Source organism: Bacillus sp. RC240 (genome assembly GCF_044907945.1).
GTDB classification, from domain to species: domain Bacteria; phylum Bacillota; class Bacilli; order Bacillales; family Bacillaceae_G; genus Bacillus_A; species Bacillus_A mycoides.
On the sequence record NZ_JBIYCT010000012.1, the window covers coordinates 120,172 to 136,953 of the forward strand.

19 protein-coding genes, 8 tRNA genes and 4 riboswitches are annotated in these 16,782 nt (G+C 36.7%); of the genes, 2 read left to right on the forward strand and 25 right to left on the reverse strand.

Features of this window, described 5'->3' with window-relative positions:
• Position 1: 1 nt before the first annotated feature.
• The 15 genes from kdpA to tenA all read right to left on the reverse strand — a co-directional run bounded on the left by kdpA (position 2) and on the right by tenA (position 11,533).
• Positions 2-1,669: a potassium-transporting ATPase subunit KdpA gene (kdpA, locus tag ABH955_RS25865; RefSeq protein ID WP_061675211.1), complete on the reverse strand. Its 1,668-nt coding sequence runs from the start codon at positions 1,667-1,669 to the stop codon at positions 2-4.
• A 19-nt stretch (positions 1,670-1,688) separates the two neighbouring features.
• A complete protein-coding gene (kdpF, locus tag ABH955_RS25870) occupies positions 1,689-1,769 on the reverse strand; it encodes a K(+)-transporting ATPase subunit F (RefSeq protein ID WP_000972378.1) in 81 nt (26 codons plus the stop codon).
• Positions 1,766-1,870, reverse strand: coding sequence for a SipW-dependent-type signal peptide-containing protein (locus tag ABH955_RS25875; RefSeq protein WP_000887888.1), 105 nt, complete (start codon positions 1,868-1,870; stop codon positions 1,766-1,768). Before ABH955_RS25875 ends, kdpF begins: the two co-directional genes overlap by 4 nt.
• 95 nt (positions 1,871-1,965) lie before the next feature.
• A riboswitch (cyclic di-AMP (ydaO/yuaA leader) is annotated at positions 1,966-2,111 on the reverse strand.
• Positions 2,112-2,373: 262 nt separating this feature from the next.
• Positions 2,374-2,604: a hypothetical protein gene (locus ABH955_RS25880; RefSeq protein ID WP_016101779.1), complete on the reverse strand. Its 231-nt coding sequence runs from the start codon at positions 2,602-2,604 to the stop codon at positions 2,374-2,376.
• Between the two features lie 16 nt (positions 2,605-2,620).
• Positions 2,621-3,007 (reverse strand): hypothetical protein, encoded by a 387-nt coding sequence (locus tag ABH955_RS25885; protein WP_002029867.1) that lies wholly within the window; start codon positions 3,005-3,007, stop codon positions 2,621-2,623.
• Positions 3,008-3,100: 93 nt separating this feature from the next.
• Positions 3,101-3,248: riboswitch (cyclic di-AMP (ydaO/yuaA leader) on the reverse strand.
• 556 nt (positions 3,249-3,804) lie between these two features.
• Positions 3,805-4,626, reverse strand: coding sequence for a bifunctional hydroxymethylpyrimidine kinase/phosphomethylpyrimidine kinase (gene thiD / locus ABH955_RS25890; protein ID WP_404446018.1), 822 nt, complete (start codon positions 4,624-4,626; stop codon positions 3,805-3,807).
• Between the two features lie 6 nt (positions 4,627-4,632).
• Positions 4,633-5,652, reverse strand: coding sequence for a thiazole biosynthesis adenylyltransferase ThiF (gene thiF, locus ABH955_RS25895; protein WP_404455399.1), 1,020 nt, complete (start codon positions 5,650-5,652; stop codon positions 4,633-4,635).
• Positions 5,645-6,415, reverse strand: coding sequence for a thiazole synthase (gene thiG / locus ABH955_RS25900; protein WP_002087526.1), 771 nt, complete (start codon positions 6,413-6,415; stop codon positions 5,645-5,647). The genes thiF and thiG overlap by 8 nt, the downstream gene beginning before the upstream one ends.
• Positions 6,416-6,417: 2 nt before the next feature.
• Positions 6,418-6,621: a sulfur carrier protein ThiS gene (gene thiS, locus ABH955_RS25905; RefSeq protein ID WP_001049509.1), complete on the reverse strand. Its 204-nt coding sequence runs from the start codon at positions 6,619-6,621 to the stop codon at positions 6,418-6,420.
• A gap of 15 nt (positions 6,622-6,636) precedes the next feature.
• Positions 6,637-7,746 carry a glycine oxidase ThiO gene (gene thiO, locus ABH955_RS25910; protein WP_404446008.1) on the reverse strand — a complete coding sequence of 370 codons (1,110 nt, stop codon included), beginning with the start codon at positions 7,744-7,746 and terminating at the stop codon, positions 6,637-6,639.
• Positions 7,739-8,359, reverse strand: coding sequence for a thiazole tautomerase TenI (gene tenI / locus ABH955_RS25915; protein WP_113936771.1), 621 nt, complete (start codon positions 8,357-8,359; stop codon positions 7,739-7,741). Before tenI ends, thiO begins: the two co-directional genes overlap by 8 nt.
• A gap of 10 nt (positions 8,360-8,369) precedes the next feature.
• On the reverse strand, positions 8,370-9,371 hold the full coding sequence (locus ABH955_RS25920) for an ABC transporter substrate-binding protein (RefSeq protein ID WP_404446004.1): 1,002 nt from the start codon (positions 9,369-9,371) through the stop codon (positions 8,370-8,372).
• Positions 9,368-10,120, reverse strand: coding sequence for an ABC transporter permease (locus tag ABH955_RS25925; RefSeq protein WP_404491826.1), 753 nt, complete (start codon positions 10,118-10,120; stop codon positions 9,368-9,370). Before ABH955_RS25925 ends, ABH955_RS25920 begins: the two co-directional genes overlap by 4 nt.
• Entirely contained in the window at positions 10,120-10,869 is a 750-nt protein-coding gene (locus ABH955_RS25930) for an ABC transporter ATP-binding protein (RefSeq protein ID WP_404446001.1), read from the reverse strand. Before ABH955_RS25930 ends, ABH955_RS25925 begins: the two co-directional genes overlap by 1 nt.
• Complete coding sequence (gene tenA, locus ABH955_RS25935) at positions 10,838-11,533, reverse strand: thiaminase II (protein WP_219300011.1); 696 nt, start codon at positions 11,531-11,533, stop codon at positions 10,838-10,840. The genes ABH955_RS25930 and tenA overlap by 32 nt, the downstream gene beginning before the upstream one ends.
• An 89-nt stretch (positions 11,534-11,622) precedes the next feature.
• A riboswitch (TPP riboswitch) is annotated at positions 11,623-11,726 on the reverse strand.
• 60 nt (positions 11,727-11,786) lie between these two features.
• Positions 11,787-11,899: riboswitch (TPP riboswitch) on the reverse strand.
• 259 nt (positions 11,900-12,158) lie between these two features.
• Here tenA and ABH955_RS25940 point away from each other — a divergent pair.
• Together ABH955_RS25940 and ABH955_RS25945 are read left to right on the forward strand one after the other, a co-directional pair.
• Complete coding sequence (locus tag ABH955_RS25940; RefSeq protein WP_404491825.1) at positions 12,159-13,310, forward strand: SH3 domain-containing protein; 1,152 nt, start codon at positions 12,159-12,161, stop codon at positions 13,308-13,310.
• A gap of 5 nt (positions 13,311-13,315) precedes the next feature.
• Positions 13,316-13,648 carry a hypothetical protein gene (locus tag ABH955_RS25945; RefSeq protein WP_002010638.1) on the forward strand — a complete coding sequence of 111 codons (333 nt, stop codon included), beginning with the start codon at positions 13,316-13,318 and terminating at the stop codon, positions 13,646-13,648.
• Between the two features lie 240 nt (positions 13,649-13,888).
• Here the strand turns inward: ABH955_RS25945 and ABH955_RS25950 are convergent, their stop codons facing one another.
• From ABH955_RS25950 to ABH955_RS25995, 10 genes are all read right to left on the reverse strand, one after another.
• Positions 13,889-15,040 (reverse strand): DUF3965 domain-containing protein, encoded by a 1,152-nt coding sequence (locus tag ABH955_RS25950; RefSeq protein ID WP_113936776.1) that lies wholly within the window; start codon positions 15,038-15,040, stop codon positions 13,889-13,891.
• A 423-nt stretch (positions 15,041-15,463) separates the two neighbouring features.
• On the reverse strand, positions 15,464-15,883 hold the full coding sequence (locus ABH955_RS25955; RefSeq protein ID WP_002010634.1) for a CBS domain-containing protein: 420 nt from the start codon (positions 15,881-15,883) through the stop codon (positions 15,464-15,466).
• A 131-nt stretch (positions 15,884-16,014) separates the two neighbouring features.
• Positions 16,015-16,086, reverse strand: a tRNA-Glu gene (locus tag ABH955_RS25960).
• A gap of 1 nt (position 16,087) precedes the next feature.
• Positions 16,088-16,162: transfer RNA gene (locus ABH955_RS25965), tRNA-Asn, on the reverse strand.
• A gap of 7 nt (positions 16,163-16,169) precedes the next feature.
• A tRNA-Ile gene (locus tag ABH955_RS25970) sits at positions 16,170-16,246 on the reverse strand.
• Positions 16,247-16,256: 10 nt separating this feature from the next.
• Positions 16,257-16,327, reverse strand: a tRNA-Trp gene (locus ABH955_RS25975).
• A gap of 3 nt (positions 16,328-16,330) precedes the next feature.
• Positions 16,331-16,406, reverse strand: a tRNA-Thr gene (locus ABH955_RS25980).
• Positions 16,407-16,426: 20 nt separating this feature from the next.
• Positions 16,427-16,502 (reverse strand) — tRNA-Phe (locus tag ABH955_RS25985).
• Between the two features lie 9 nt (positions 16,503-16,511).
• Positions 16,512-16,587 (reverse strand) — tRNA-Asp (locus ABH955_RS25990).
• Positions 16,588-16,589: 2 nt separating this feature from the next.
• A tRNA-Met gene (locus ABH955_RS25995) sits at positions 16,590-16,666 on the reverse strand.
• Positions 16,667-16,782: the final 116 nt, after the last annotated feature.

Sequence of the window (16,782 nt, forward strand, 5' to 3'; positions counted from 1 at the left end):
ATTACTTCAATGTAAGAAATTCTGCAATTGGGCCGAGTACTAACATCGGGAAGAATGTTAACGCACCAACAATTACAATTGTTCCGATAAATATCCCTCCAAATAAACCATTATCTGTACGGAACGTTCCGACTGTTTCTGGTACTACCGTCTTCTCTTTCAGTGAAGCTGCAACAGCTAGCATCGTAATTAAACTGAAATAGCGTCCTAAAAACATAACTAAACCAGTCGTAATATTCCAAAACGGTGTATTGTCTGCTAAACCTTCAAATCCAGATCCGTTATTCGCAGCTGACGATGTGTACTCATATACAACTTGCGTTAAACCGTGGAAACCTGAATGAGAAATTGCATCCGTTCCTAAGCTTGTTGAAAGAGCTAATGCTGAAAACCCTAAAATAAGCAATGGATGAAATAAAATCGTTACCGCAATCAATTTCATTTCCTTACCTTCAATTTTCTTACCTAAAAACTCCGGTGTCCGTCCAACCATTAAACCAGATATAAAGACTGCAATAATTGCATACATAATAATGTTCACAAAACCTGCTCCAACACCGCCGTATACTGTATTTAACATCATATTTACGAGTGGAACTAGACCACCAATTGGTGTTAACGTATCATGCATCGTATTAACGGCCCCCGTTTCCGCAGCTGTCGTTACTGTCGCATAAAGGGAAGAAAATACTGTTCCAAATCGGACTTCTTTTCCTTCTGTACTTCCTTGTACATGTTCGATACCCATTCCATTTAACACTGGATTTCCATGTAATTCAGATGTCGTAATCGTTATAAATCCTAGTAAAAACACCATGAATAGTGACACGAAAAGGATGCGACCTTGTTTTTTATTTCCTACCATTCGTCCGTACGTAAATGGAAGTGCTGTTGGCAATAACATCATAAGCATCATTTGCAAAATATTACTCATTTGCCCTGGATTTTCAAAAGGATGTGTAGAGTTTGCCCCGAAAAATCCACCGCCGTTATTTCCAAGTTCCTTAATGGAAACGAATGATGCAACTGGACCACGTAAAATACTTTGTTTTGCCCCATCAATTGTTTGTGCTGTAACTGCCCCGTCTAACGTTTGTGGTACACCAAGTGCGACAAAGATTAGCGCTGCAACAAACGCAATAGGAAGAAATACTCTCGTTAAAGCTCTCGTAAAATCAACGAAAAAGTTACCAAGTTCTTTTCCAGCGAGCCCTCTTATAAATGCCATAACGAGCGCTAACGTCGTTGCTGGTGCTGCAAACATTAAAAATGTAATCCCGATTAATTGTGATAAATAAGACAAACCATTTTCACCGCTATAATGCTGTAAATTTGTATCAGCCATAAAACTAATTGCTGTATTAAAAGCGAGCGTAGGCTCCATCCCTTCAATATGCGCTGGATTTAATGGCAATACGCCTTGTAATCTGAAAATGAAATATACGACAACAATCATAAATCCATTGAGTAAAACTAATGATAATGCGTACTGTTTCCACGTTTGATTGTATGCTTTTACACCCGTAATTTTAAAAATAAGTTTTTCAAAAGGCCCGAATACTTTATCTAGCGTTTTGCTACCTTGAAAAGCTTTTTCTAAATAAATCCCCGTTGGCTTTGCTACTAAAATAAACAAGAGCATTGTAATAACGACTGCAACCCAAATCATAATGAATGATTCCCCCTAATTAAAACTTCTCTGGATTTAATAATGCGTACACTAAGTACACCGTAATCGCTGCAACAATAACCGATAAGGCAATCATCATGATTGCTTCCCTTCTTTCACAACTTTATCTGACCAACTTGCAAGACTTGCCATCGATGCGACTAACCCAACAAAAATACCGATCATTACAACATCTAACATAACTACCCCTCACTTTTTGTTAAATTTTACCATCTAGTTATCAAAAAAAGAACACTAAGCTCTACTTAGTGTTCGAAACGAACAACACAAAGTAAACCTCCTCTCTAAACGCTTACGAGGTTAGCTGTCGGATTCGGGCCTAAAGAGTAGCCCTACTTTCAAAATTGAAAGATTCACCCCAAGTGACAATGCACAAAATTGGTTCCCCCGCTCCATTTCTGGAACTCAGCGATTTTAGGTTTTTTTTGGAAATTTCATGAATGATTTATGAGAGTAAATATACTCCTCTAAATTTAACTTGTAAAGAGGCAAATTACTTAAAATAAGAAAAAATTCCGCCATTTAAACGCTTACATTGCTTATTTTTAATATTCTTTCATCTATTTTCTTGTGTTTTCTTTTTTTTTCATAGAAATGATCTTTTAAATATGAAATAAAAAGAGCGAATGACATGAAGTGCATAGCTTGTTGCACTCAGCATTCGCTCTTTTTTCATTCAACCTTTATTCTCCACGCAAAAAAGCACGCAAATTTCTCCCTCGAATATAAACTTGTGATAATTCTGCATGTAACTGCTCATATTCGGTAATATCCGCCTCTAAATACAAAACATCTTTTGATGGTAATATAATATATGGCCCTGGAAAAAGAGGATCGAGCACTACCAATTCGTGAACTCTCTCTACCGATATCGCCCAACGATTCGCTATATCTCCTAGTAACAACACTTTCATCTTCATTTCCCCCGCCCTATTCAAAAAATAAAAAAGAAATATTATCACAGTTCGTAAACACTACAAATTTAGCTCCAATTGTTTCATAGAGCCTGGCCGGATAGCGTTTATTCTTTGTAACAACAGTAATAGGCGCTTGAAAAGAAAAACGAATGTGTTCTGTGAAGAAACTAACTATCGGAAGCTCATCCCCTAGTAAAATCACCTTCTTAATACGTGTGCAAATACTAGTAAAATCCTTCTCCTTATTACAGCTATAAGCTGATTCAAACCCATACTCTCTAACTTCATCCGCTATCTCTTCATTGGCTGTAAAAATAATTAACTCATGCTGAAATGCTACTAGCTCTCTTAAACTCTTTACCTTGTTTTTTTCTCCAACACAAATAAGTGTTAGTTCCATGTACCTCATCCTCCTTAGCATAAAAGAACTCAAACATATATTGATATTCTCCTATACTAATCAGACCGATGAAGTGATGTATCCATCATGGCACCGTCCTCTCTCAAGACGCTTACGAAGTTAGCTGTCGGATTCGGGCTTTGAGAGTAGCCCTACTTTCAACATTGAAAGATTCACCCCTAGTGACGACGCACAAATTGGTTCCTCCGCTCCATACATTTGGACTCAGCGTATTACAAAAAATGTATTCTGGCTGATATATTACTCCTGTATTTGGAAAAAGTAAACAATGAAAAATCCTTAAGGTGGATTTTTCATTGTTGCTAGACATTATAAATATTTATATTCAATAGGAATTTTCATGAGTCGTATTGTAATAATACTAAATAAAGAAATGATTAAAAATTAAACGTGAAACGAGGATGCTATATGACCGAGGATAAAAAGAATAATTTTATTAAAATAATAAATATTCTAGGTAATTCGTTACTATTAATTTTAGCGATTTTAGTTACTATTACTAGTTATACTGAATTCCGTACTACATTAGAAATCATTTTTTTAATTTCTTGTTTGTTATTAATTTATAGTAAATACTTAAGTAAAAATAAGAAAGCTATGATTCCCTATTTTATATATTTAATATTAATCTCATCACACCTTTTATATACTTTACTCATCTAAAGGACGCATTTAAACAAGAAGAGCCAATCACATTTGCTAACATATATTAAATCTCTATTAATCATTAACATTAATAACCAGTGAGGATATAGCCCCACTGGTTAAATTTTCACTTATGCATGTGTCTTATTCACTTTATACGCAAAATGATTCGTCGGTCCATGACCACTTCCAATATTCAACGGCTCTTCAATCGCTATACTAATAAATCGTTTTGCCTCTTGAACTGCCTCTTCGATTGAATATTCTTTAGCAAGTCCTGCTGTAACTGCAGACGCAAATGTACATCCGCTTCCGTGCGTCTGCTTCGAAGGAATTCGTTCGCTCCTAAATTCAATAAACTGCTCTCCATCAAAGAGTAAATCAATTACTTCATTACCTTGATATTCTGCATGTCCGCCCTTCATAAGAACATATTTAGCCCCTAATTCATGTAATACTTTCGCAGCTTCTTTACTATCTTCAACATTATGAATCTCCATCCCAGTTAACACTTCTGCTTCCGGAACATTTGGTGTTACGACAGTTGCTACTGGTAATAAATATTCCTTTAATGCTTGTACTGCTTCTTGTTGTAATAATGATGCCCCGCCTTTTGCAATCATAACAGGATCTAGCACAATATTATTCCAGCCGAATTTTTTAATATGTTCTGCAACAATTTGAATAATTTCACTGCTAAATAACATTCCTAGTTTTACAGCATCTGGCGTTAAATCCGTACCAATTGAATTCAGCTGTTCCGTAATTCCTTCTAAAGAAACAGGATATACCCCTTGAACGCCAAGCGTATTTTGAGCAGTAATTGCCGTAATAGCCGTCATTCCATACACACCAAGCTCTTGGAATGTTTTTAAATCCGCCTGAATCCCAGCGCCGCCTCCGCTATCAGACCCTGCAATTGTTAAAGCTTTATTCACTTTCATTCCACTCATCCTTTTCTACCCAAAATAGCGATGATAAATTGTTTTCGCTTCGCTTATATCTTTCGTTCCATGTACAAGTACACGGCCATCTTTAAAAGCAACTAATCTCTTTTCTTCAACCGAAAATGATAATAAATATGGATTTACATTTAAATCATTCACACGATCATTCAGCAATTTTTTATATTGTTCAAAATCCAGTTCCTCTTTATGAGGTGGTCTAATTTGAACTGTATTTCTCCCGCATAACACCGCTGTTTTTGAAGTATTTTCCTTATTTAAATACGGATATAATGCTTGCTCACCACATGATAGACAATTATGTTTACGAATCTTTTGCACATTCATACATGAATACTCATTTTTCCATACATCAAATGACACAAGTCCATCTCGAAGCGAGTCATAATCTTCTACTAGCAGTTTAAGTGTTTCCGTTACTTGATGAGAAACGACGAGAGATACAGCAGGTGATATAATCCCCGCTGTATCACATGTCGCTCCGCCAAGTGGAATCGATTGTAATAAACAAGATAAACATGGCGTTTTGCCTGGAAGAATAGTATAAGAAAGACCGTAACTTCCTACACATGCCCCGTAAACCCATGGAATAGAATATTTTTGCGCTACATCATTCACAATGAAACGCGTTTCGAAATTATCAGTCGCATCGATGATTACATCAACATTTGTAACGTGTTCTTCTAATTCTTCAGCCGTTACATCTTGAACGAGAGCTTCTACTCTTACTTCACTATTAATCTCTTCTAGACGTTTTTTTGCCGCCACAGCCTTCGGAAGGTTATTCTCTACATCACGCTCTGCATACAATTGCTGCCTTTGTAAATTACTCCAATCTACATAATCGCGGTCAACAATTGTTACCTTACCAACGCCTGCCCTTACAAACATCTCTGCATTTGCACTACCTAATGCACCCGCACCGATAATAAGTACATGCTTTTCCCCTAGCTTTTGTTGCCCTTCTTCCCCAATTGGAGAAAATAGTTCTTGGCGAGAATATCGATTATTCAACTACGCTCATTCCTTCTAAAGGACTACTTGCTGTCGCGCAGCGCTTGCGTGCAATACGACCTGCTTCAAACCCTAATCGTCCTGCCTCAATACTTAATTTCATTGCGTATGCCATTTTAATAGGATCGTTCGCTCCAGATACTGCAGTATTTAATAACACACCATCCGCTCCTAATTCCATCGCAAATGCCGCATCAGCTGGGCTACCGATACCAGCGTCAACGATAACTGGTACTGTCGCTTGTTCAATAATGAAGCTTAAATTTAACGGATTTACAATACCAAGCCCTGAACCGATTGGTGATGCTCCTGGCATAATTGCATGCACACCTAATTCTTGTAATTTACGTGCTAATACAACATCATCAGATGTATACGGAAGTACGATAAATCCTTCTTCTAGTAACATTTCAGATGCCTTTAACGTTTCTACTGGATCAGGTAATAACGTTCTATCATCACCAATAACTTCTACTTTGATCATATCGCAAAGTCCAGAAGCTTTTGCTAATTTTGCAATACGAACAGCTTCTTCAGCATTTTTTGCTCCAGCTGTATTCGGTAATAACGTATATTTTTTTACATCAAGTTTCTCTAATAAATTAGGCTGCTTTGCATCAAATATATCCATACGACGTACTGCGAATGTTAAAATCTCAGCCTCAGAAACATCAATTGCCTTTTGCTGCACATCAAAATCAGGGAATTTCCCTGTTCCTAATAAAAGTCTAGAATGAAATGAAAATTGTCCAATGTTTAACATAATCAACCGCCTCCTACGAAAGTTACAATCTCAATTTGGTCCCCATCAAAAACAGATGTATCGTTATGATCATCTTTTTGTAAAATATCTTTATTACGTTCTACTACAACAATTCTGTTATCTAACTCTAAATGTGTAAGTAGCCCAGCTACTGTTTTTACACTCTCTGGTACTTCAATTTGGTTACCATTAATTTTTAAATTCAAACTTCCATCCCCTTTCTAAACCATTTTAGAAAGCAATGAATCTAGCAAGTGATTCTCCTGCTTTCCTTCTATTAAATCAGCCATATACTGACCAGAAACAGGACTTAATAAAATGCCGTTTCGATAATGGCCCGTACAAGCATATAAACCTTTTATTTCTTCATGCTCTCCCATATAAGGAGCTTCATGATTAGACTGCGGTCTTAACCCAGCCCACGTACTTTCCCATTCTGCTTCTTTTAAAGCAGGCAATATTGTGTAGGCACGCTCTAATATGGAAGTAATACTTTCTGGTTGTACAGATTTATTAAATGTATGAGGCTTCATCGTTGCCCCAATCACATAACGGCCACCGCGCTTCGGCGTAATATAAAACCTCTCCTGGAAAATAGGAGCTTTCAACAGAGGTTTCCTGCTTCTTACTGCAACAACCTCCCCCTTAACAGGATATGTACCCCAATCACTCTGAAAATAATGTAGTAATTTCGTACTCCATGATCCTCCGGCGATAACGACCTTTTCACATGTGATTACACCTTCGCTTGTCACAATTCCAGTCACTTTATTATTTTCAATACGAATATCAAACACTTCTGTTTGTTCATATATATCAGCTCCGGAAATTGCTGCAGAATGTGCGAATGCTTTCGTAAGCTCTGGCGCAATAACGTGACCATCTTTCGGATAATATACCGCTCCTATAATTGATTCGGATAGAAACGGCTCTTTTTCTCGCAAACGATCACCCGTTAGAAAATAGGAATCTTCACCTGTTTTCTGTTGCCAATCCATAATATGAAGAATTCTTTTCTTCTCATCTTCATTTTGAGCGATGCGATAAATGCCCTTTTCTTCATACCCAATATCGATGCCTGTTTTTTCACGTAAAACTTCTGCAAGTTGTGGAAATATAACACGGCTTTCTCTAGCAAGCTCAAACAGCGGATCATATGCATCCCATTCTGCCTGAACACCGAGCAAACCAGCAGCTGCTTTCGAAGCTTCAGATGCGATTCTTTGTTTCTCTATAATCGCTACTTTATGCCCTCTTTCTGCTAGAAAGTGTGCAACTGAGCTACCAATTACACCTCCGCCAATAATCGCTACATCATACTTCTTACACATGTTTTTCCGCCCACTTTCTTATTGATTCCTTATAAGATTTCGCCCTGCTATACGGATTACTACTGCTTATAATCCCAGACATAACAGCAATGCCACTTACACCATTTGCAAGAACATCACCTGTATTTTCAGGGGTAATCCCACCAATTGCAGTTATTGGTATGGATAAGCATCTTGCCATATGAGCAATTTCTTCTAATCCTCTTGCTGGCACATCCTTTTTACAAGCCGTTGGAAATACATGACCGTAAACGAGTGAATCCGCTCCATTTTTAAATGCCACTATCGCTTCATCTAAAGAATGTACTGAATAGCCAACATGCAAATAAGAAAACTTTTCTTTCACCGACCTTACATCTGCGCTTCGATATCCTAGCTGCACACGCGGAATATTTAATAGAATAGCAATATCAATTCGATCATTTATCACTATCTTCGATGCCGGAAAGCCTTTCCCCAAAAGACTTTCCACACCTTCATACAATTCCTTCGTGCTCTTCTCACGCTCACGAATATGCAAATAATCAATCTCACTCTCAATTTGCATCGCTACATTCACTAATTCTTCAAATGGCATATGGCCATTTGAGATTACATGAAGCTCATTTTTCATATTCATTCGCCTACTTTAAAATGTTTTCGAATAATTCATCGGCTGGAACAATTTCTTTCGCCATTCCTTTGTCTTTCAACCATTTATTTTGTTTCTCCCATGACTCTTTTGAATCCGATAAGAATGGCTCATCTTTCGTTTCCATCTTCTCTAATAAAATTTTCATACTTTCTTTTTCAACTTCTGGTACAAGTGGGAAGTTTTCTTTTTCTTGATGATCTAATAAAATATTTAATGCTTCATCCGGATTTTTCTTCATGAAATCATATCCCTTTTTCGCACCACGTAAAAAGGCCTGTAATGCTTCTTTATCCTTTTTCAAAGTTTTATCACCTGTTACAAACACAAGCTCATGATAATTCGGCACACCGTAATCAGCTGGATTAAAGTACGCTGGTTCATGGCCCTCATGACGCATAACAGGTACTTCATGGTTAATGTATGCTCCTGTTACAGCATCCACTTTTTTCGTAATTAACGCTGGTACTAAATCAAATCCAACATCGACTACTTTTACTGTATCTGGATTACCACCATCTTCTTTTACCATCGTTTTTAAATATGCTTCACTTAAAGGGGTCCCAGAATATCCAACTGTTTTTCCTTCTAAGTCTTTAGGTGACTTAATACCTGCTGATTTCAGCGATACAACATGATTTAACGGCGAACGTACGACAGCTCCAATTGATTTCACTGGAATTTGTTCATTTGCTTTTGCCATGACAACATCTGGTTGATAATACAAGCCAACGGTCACTTTCCCTGCTGCCGCTAGCGTTAATGGATCAGTCGGATTAGAAGGGAATTTAATATTCACCTTGACTCCTTCTTCTTTAAAGTATCCTTTTTCAATTGCCGTATAAATAAAGCTATGTACCGCATTCGGGTACCAATCAAGCATTACTGTTATTTCTTTTTCTGATTTATTCTTATCTGATGCCGAGTTACTCGAACATCCTGCAATCATTGCAACTAATAATGTAAACACAAAGATGCGTTTTAATAATTTCATGAATGTTTCCTCCAACTAATGAATTTCTTTTCTAATGTGGAAATAAGTATGACGAAGAAAATAGCTAATAATGATAACAATACAATTGGTGCAAATACACCAGCTCCGTCTAACTGCGTCATCATTCTTTTACTGAAATATCCAAGCCCAGCTTGTGCACCGAGCCATTCTCCAATTGCTGCCCCGATCACACTAAGCGGAACTGCAATTTTTAACGCTGAGAAAAAGTAAGGAAGAGCAGATGGCAGCTTTAGCTTTAGAAAAACATCTTTTTTTGTTGCACCATACGTGACTAAGAGCTCCTCCCATTCTTTTTTCGTACTGCGCAATCCATCATACGTATTGACCGCAATTGGGAAAAACGTAATTAAAACGGTAACAACAACCTTACTCCAGATGGTATATCCAAACCATAAAACGAAGAGCGGCGCAAGCGCAGTAATCGGGATTGTTTGTGAAGCAACTAATAACGGATAAAATGCTCTTTCCATCCACGTACTCGTATTCATTAACATTGCTAGCCCTACGCCCAGTACGATAGAAATAACAACGCCTATTAAAACGACGTACAACGTTGCAGGTAAATGAACCGTAAATAATATATCTTTCAGTACCCATATCTTCATTACAATTGCAGAAGGTGATGGCAAAATGTACATCTCATCTACAATTCTTGCTCCTACTTCCCATAGAGCAAGTAAAATTCCACTTAATATAAGGGCAGGTAATAACTCCTTTAAGCGATTCATCATACAAGTACCTGCCTTTGTAACATACTAAGGAGCTCTTCTTTAAGCGCTAACACTTCAGGCTTATATAAATCTTTTCTTGTTCGGTTACGATCAAGCGGCACAATTCGCTCAGTTAAAGTTGCTATCGGTTGATTTTCTACAACCAAAATTCGATTAGAAAGAAACAATGCTTCTTCAACATCATGAGTGATAAATAAAATTGTTTTTTCCCACTCTTTCCATTGTTCAAACAACCATTCTTGCAAAGATGCCTTCGTTAAAGCGTCCAATGCACTAAAAGGTTCATCTAACAATAATATCTCCCCGCCTGTTAATAAAGTTCGGATAAAAGATACGCGTTGCCTCATACCACCAGATAAATCTTTCGGATATTTTTTCTCGTACCCTTGTAAACCAAATTTATGTAACAGTTCTTTCGCTTTTACTTGCGCTTCTTTCTTCTGCACACCTTGGCACTCTAGCGGCAGGGCAGCATTCTCAATAATCGTCCTCCACGGCAAGAGCATATCTTTTTGGGGCATATACCCTACAGGATGACTCTTTGTTTTTGTCAGCTCTATCTGTCCAGTACTTGCTTCTTCTAAGCCTATAATAAGACGAAATAAAGTACTTTTCCCGCATCCACTCGGTCCGATAATACTTACAAACTCTTTATCTTGTATAGAAGCATTTAATTCATCGATGATTGGTTTCTCATCATAATGAAAGGAAACATTATGAAACTGTAGTATGTTCTTGCTCCTCAAAACCCCACATCTCCTTACGATAAGCCATATCCCAGAATAAATATTCAAATCGGCTGGAATATAAGAAAATCTCCTCTAATCGGTCTAGCTCTTTCTCTGACTTTCCAACTGCCATTTCATTTAATAAATCTATTAACCAAATACAAAGGTTACCGTATTCTTCAGAACTATATCCTTGAATCCACTCTCCAAAGAACTCATGATCTCTTGCTCCAGGAATATCATTTAAACGCTTTCCAATCTCCCAATAACTCCACATACATGGAAGTAAAGCTGATATTAATTCTGCAAGTGTGCCATTTTGAGATACAGACATCATGTAATTTGTATAGGCTAAATTTTTAGCAGATGGTTTCGCAGATTCTATCTCCTCTACAGTAATGCCAAGTTTGTTTGCATACTGTTTATGGATCGTCATTTCTCCATTTAAAATCCCATCAATTTGCTCTGCAAATTTTGCCATAACTTGTGGATTCGTTGCCTTTACAACCCCAATTGCATATAGCTTTGCATAATCTAACAAATATAAATAATCTTGAATAATATAGTACTGGAATTTGTCTTTTTCCAACGTACCATCCCCCATACCTACTACAAACGGATGATTATGACTTTTCTCCCAAACAGGCTGCACCGTATTAAATAATCTTTCACAAAATTTCATTAATAATTCCCCTTCCTATATATCTATTTATTTCAATAAAAAAACCACTTCTGTATATAAGAAGTGGTTACAGCAAATAAAATTATAATTTATTCGTTGTTCCACTTCCCTTCGCTAGTATTATCTAGATCAGGTGTTGTAAGGGTTAAGGATTATTCCTCTCTCAGCACGAAAAGCACCCCTAGTGGTGTTAATATGAAATTTTTAAATAAAAAAGCCCCGTTTCTATACGCAAAGAAACGGGGACTCATTGTTAATGTCCGAATTGCTTCCCTACGCTAGCATAATCTAGATCAGGTAATAAAAAGGATCAAAGGCTTACGGCCCTACTCTCAGCTGGCAACACCAGCCCTCCTAGCAAACTATAAAATTATCACTGTCAGTATAACATCGCCATAAGACATCATCAACTGTTTTAATTTTCTTAATTGAGAATTAATTCTCAACGTGTTAAACAAATATAAATGCGACCTCACAAATGATATATACAATATTTATATACGAATCTCTCTTCTGACATTATTTTTATTGATTTCATATTACATTTATGTGAATACGACCAATATATTATATCTTTATACTATAATAAAATTACAACTATACAACTAGAGGAGGTCTTTATTACATGAATAAAGCTACAGCTTTAACAGCAACTACTATCGCAATTGCTTCTTTACTTCCTTCTATGGGAGAATCCGATATACAAACAGCGGCTGCTAAGCAACCATCTACAGTAAAAACTGGATATGTAAAAATTGACAACGTTGCACTACATCAAAATAGCCATACAGACAGTACAATAATTGATAACATTCGATTTAATAGCCCGGTTACTATTCTTGAGACAACTCAAGATTGGTATAAAGTATCTGTTAACAACAAAACAGGCTATATAAAAAAAGATGCAATTCTATTCAAAAAAAATGTTCAATCAAAGGATCAATATATCGTAAATGCAAACGCATTAAACGTTCGTTCTGAACCTAATACAGAGTCTTCTATTCTAGATATATTACCAAATGGTCAATTCATTACCATTCAAGGTGAACAAGGGGATTGGTACAAAATATTACATAACGGTCAAATTGGTTACGTACAAAAAACATTTGTATCTAATGGGTCCACACCTCTAGTAAAAGGTGTAACAGTACAAGGTTCTCCTTCGTATACTGTTGCAACACCAAAATTAAATGTACGTAGCAATGCTAGCACAAGTGGCACTCTACTTGGCTCATTACAAAATGGTACACAAGTACAAGTAGTAGAAACGGTAGGTACTTGGTATAAAATTCGTTTTGGCACAGGATACGGATATGTAGCAAAACACTATGTAGTGCAAAATCAAGCACACGCTAAAACAGCTCCACCTGCATCAATTCCAGCAGTTTTCAAATTCCCTACTCAAGGGAAAATCAGCTCCACTTTTGATATGCGCTGGGAGCAAATGCATTATGGTATAGATATAGCAGCACAAGGAAATGTCTCTATTCAAGCTGCTGCTGCAGGTAAGGTTGTGAAATCTTATTATTCGGCTAGCTACGGCAATGTCGTGTTCATCGCCCATCAAATAAATGGGAAATTATATACAACAGTTTATGCTCATATGAAGGATCGCACTGTACAAGCTGGTGATCAAGTACAAACTGGACAATTAGTAGGTCATATGGGAAACACAGGTCATTCATACGGGCAACATCTCCATTTTGAATTACATAATGGGGAATGGAATTTTGAAAAAACAAATGCAGTAAACCCACTGCCATATTTAGTTAGGTAAATTATATGCCACGCAATATACCTCTCTTTATTGAATACCTGGCCTTTTTAGGTTTAATCTGTTGTTTAATCATTTATAATACGAACACTGTATTTTTATCTATTATTATTGCTTTTGTTGCTTTAGAAATCATTATGGAAGCATTACAAATGCGGCTAAAACAAAAAATTGCCCATATTTATAATGTAATTTTTCTTTTAAGTGCTCTTATAACAAATATAATTAGTAATGGTTTTTATTTATCTACCGTACTTCCTGTATTCTTTATAGGTGTTTTATTATTCATAGCTAGATACGTTCATGTTCCTAATAACCAAAAACATGAACAAGAAGCTTAGAAAGAGGAGACACTGTGTACCAATCTTTCAAAGATAATCCAATGAAATATATATTAAATTTATATGAAAAAATAAATACTTTTTTTGGTATACAAAGAAGTTATACTGCACAATTTCTCCTTTATGGAATGTTATTTCTTATCTTAGTTACTTTCTCCTTGCTTTACTAACAAAAAAGGATCTCACATAAACTTGAGATCCTTTTTAATTTATATTAATTTTTAATATGTAAAATAAGGTTTATCCGCAAGCATATTTTTCATAAATAAAACTAAGATTATATTTTTTCTCTAAGCTCATTCTTTGTTCATCGTCGCACCAATAGAAAAGAATATCATGAATCGTTGCATAACGCTTATTTTTAAGAAATAGTTTAAAGAATGATGGTAAACAATCATGTAATTGTATAAATATATAATTGCGTAGTATTTCTTCTTTGTATTCAATTCCCTTACAAATATACAGTAATTCTTCACAATAATATGCATGCTGTGGAACTTGGATCATTTCGAAAAATGGTACATATGATAGTAGCTTTCCAATAAAATGACCATACCGATCCATTACCCCTATCGTCATATGCTCCATCATTTCTTTCATCACATATAAATAATCATCTACATGAGTTGTCTTTAAAGGGTCTAATCGATCGGAAATTTGTGAAAGTACAGCTCTTTGACAAGCTAAAACTGCTTGACTAGGTCCATAATATGATAGGAAGTCTGTACACTTACGATACTTTCGTAATAAGTCATGTGTATATAAATCATACACAAAAGTATTACAATACATTGCCAGACTCATCATATCACTATTTAATTGCTCTTTTGACAGTAGCTTAGCTCGCTTACACATATAAAAGAATGTAAATTCCAATACTTCTTTATGAGATAATAGATGTTTGCAATCTGTTATACATTTCTCATTAAATTTAACTCGCTCCCAAATTTCTACATCCTCAGCTGTTAATTCACCAATACGATATTTAATAATTAAATAGTTTAAAGCAACTGCTTTCGTCAAAAGATCCCATGTTTCATACTCCAATGAAGTTCGGACAAATTCATCTAGCCCTTGGGTTATCATAAAAGCATTTGCCTCTTCATACCAACCAATCTCTTGACATAAACGAAGAATACGTACTAGAGTTGGAATTTCATCTTTATGAAACTGCGGTAAATTCTTTACTTTATTCATGCCATATACGATAAATGGCGCTAAATTCTCTTCTTTATAAAATTCTTTTTCTTTCCATACTAATATAGTTCGCTCTTTCCCTTCACCTTTTGGATGACAAGGTACAAGCAAAGAAAATAACTCAGCGAAATTATTTGGTTCTATATATGTATCTGTAACCAAATTCCAATTTGGATCGCCCTGTACAGCCCTCATATAATTCCCCTTCCCTTTTTATCCCGCTATTTGCGGGCAGTAAGACTCCCACCTCAAAATTCTGCGAATACGAGGAAGTTAGGTGGGAGATAAAACTGCCTATAAAAGCCCGATTGGTTCAACTAATAATTATTGGGGGATGGACACCCCCCAATAATTAAAGTTTCACTTTATCTACGTAGGAAATATTAATTCATTATTACATCATTAACAATAAATATTGTTATATTCAAAATCTATCATAATACTTATATCTCTCAGTATATCATTTTTTCTCTTATTAAAAATTAGGAATGACAAATTTAAAAAAACTGTCAAAAATATTGACTCTATACTTATTATATAATGTCTCAGATACATCACGCTAACATATTAGTTTAATCCGCATATACTAGAATAATGTATCTGATCTTTATACATAATTTATTCCATATGCTCTGAGATTTCACTTAAAGCAAACCCTGCTTGATCATCTGCTGATTTTCTTATAGCTAAATCACCTAGTGCTAGCATCCCAACAAGTTGACCGCTCTCAACTACCGGTAACCGTCTAATTTGATATTGTGCCATTAATTCTGTAGCTTTTTCAATAGAATCATCTGGAGAAACTGAAACAATGTTTGTTGTCATTACATTTGTAATTTGATTAGATCCAGGATGTTTTTCAGCAATCCCACGAACAACTAAGTCTCGATCAGTAACAAGCCCAACAACTTGTTTATTTTCAATAACAGGAATCAATCCAACCGATTCTTCCTTCATTTTTACAGCTGCCTCATATACATTGTCTAATGGTGTACAATGTACGATATGAGTACTCATAAGTTCTCTAACTTGCGTCATTTTTCATCTCCTCCTTTTAATACATACCATAGCTTTTCCTAAATCCCTTTATTTATTTCGGGAAAATAAGGTGATAAAAAGAGGCTTATACATAATAAAAAAGAGTCAGCAATATGCTGACTCTTTTTTTATGACCCGTACGGGATTCGAACCCGTGTTACCGCCGTGAAAGGGCGGTGTCTTAACCACTTGACCAACGGGCCATGGCTCCGCAGGTAGGACTCGAACCTACGACCGATCGGTTAACAGCCGATAGCTCTACCACTGAGCTACTGCGGAATATATATGGTGGGCCTAAATGGACTCGAACCATCGACCTCACGCTTATCAGGCGTGCGCTCTAACCAGCTGAGCTATAGGCCCATATACTTTACAGGGGCAGTAGGAATTGAACCCACACTGGAGGTTTTGGAGACCTCAGTTCTACCTTTAAACTATGCCCCTAAATGGTGCCGGCTAGAGGACTTGAACCCCCAACCTACTGATTACAAGTCAGTTGCTCTACCAATTGAGCTAAGCCGGCATAAAAAAAAAACAAAAAAATGGTGGCTCGGGACGGAATCGAACCGCCGACACGAGGATTTTCAGTCCTCTGCTCTACCGACTGAGCTACCGAGCCAACATAAAATGGCGGTCCCGACCGGGGTCGAACCGGCGATCTCCTGCGTGACAGGCAGGCATGTTAACCACTACACCACGGGACCATTGGTTGCGGGGACAGGATTTGAACCTGCGACCTTCGGATTATGAGCCCGACGAGCTACCGTACTGCTCCACCCCGCGACGATATTATGTTTTAAAAATAAATGGAGGAGGTAGAGGGATTCGAACCCCCGCGCGACTCTCGCCGCCTGTCGGTTTTCAAGACCGATCCCTTCAGCCGAACTTGGGTATACCTC

Coding starts and splice junctions, on each gene's coding strand:
- kdpA (WP_061675211.1), bottom strand. CDS start 1,669: ATGATTTGGGTTGCAGTCGTTATTACAATGCTCTTGTTTATTTTAGTA.
- tenA (WP_219300011.1), bottom strand. CDS start 11,533: ATGAAATTTTGTGAAAGATTATTTAATACGGTGCAGCCTGTTTGGGAG.
- thiD (WP_404446018.1), bottom strand. CDS start 4,626: ATGAGTGGAATGAAAGTGAATAAAGCTTTAACAATTGCAGGGTCTGAT.
- ABH955_RS25885 (WP_002029867.1), bottom strand. CDS start 3,007: ATGGAACTAACACTTATTTGTGTTGGAGAAAAAAACAAGGTAAAGAGT.
- ABH955_RS25945 (WP_002010638.1), top strand. CDS start 13,316: ATGCCACGCAATATACCTCTCTTTATTGAATACCTGGCCTTTTTAGGT.
- thiG (WP_002087526.1), bottom strand. CDS start 6,415: ATGTTAAACATTGGACAATTTTCATTTCATTCTAGACTTTTATTAGGA.
- thiO (WP_404446008.1), bottom strand. CDS start 7,746: ATGTGTAAGAAGTATGATGTAGCGATTATTGGCGGAGGTGTAATTGGT.
- ABH955_RS25950 (WP_113936776.1), bottom strand. CDS start 15,040: ATGAGGGCTGTACAGGGCGATCCAAATTGGAATTTGGTTACAGATACA.
- ABH955_RS25925 (WP_404491826.1), bottom strand. CDS start 10,120: ATGAATCGCTTAAAGGAGTTATTACCTGCCCTTATATTAAGTGGAATT.
- ABH955_RS25920 (WP_404446004.1), bottom strand. CDS start 9,371: ATGAAATTATTAAAACGCATCTTTGTGTTTACATTATTAGTTGCAATG.
- ABH955_RS25875 (WP_000887888.1), bottom strand. CDS start 1,870: ATGTTAGATGTTGTAATGATCGGTATTTTTGTTGGGTTAGTCGCATCG.
- ABH955_RS25940 (WP_404491825.1), top strand. CDS start 12,159: ATGAATAAAGCTACAGCTTTAACAGCAACTACTATCGCAATTGCTTCT.
- kdpF (WP_000972378.1), bottom strand. CDS start 1,769: ATGATGATTGCCTTATCGGTTATTGTTGCAGCGATTACGGTGTACTTA.
- ABH955_RS25880 (WP_016101779.1), bottom strand. CDS start 2,604: ATGAAAGTGTTGTTACTAGGAGATATAGCGAATCGTTGGGCGATATCG.
- tenI (WP_113936771.1), bottom strand. CDS start 8,359: ATGAAAAATGAGCTTCATGTAATCTCAAATGGCCATATGCCATTTGAA.
- ABH955_RS25955 (WP_002010634.1), bottom strand. CDS start 15,883: ATGACGCAAGTTAGAGAACTTATGAGTACTCATATCGTACATTGTACA.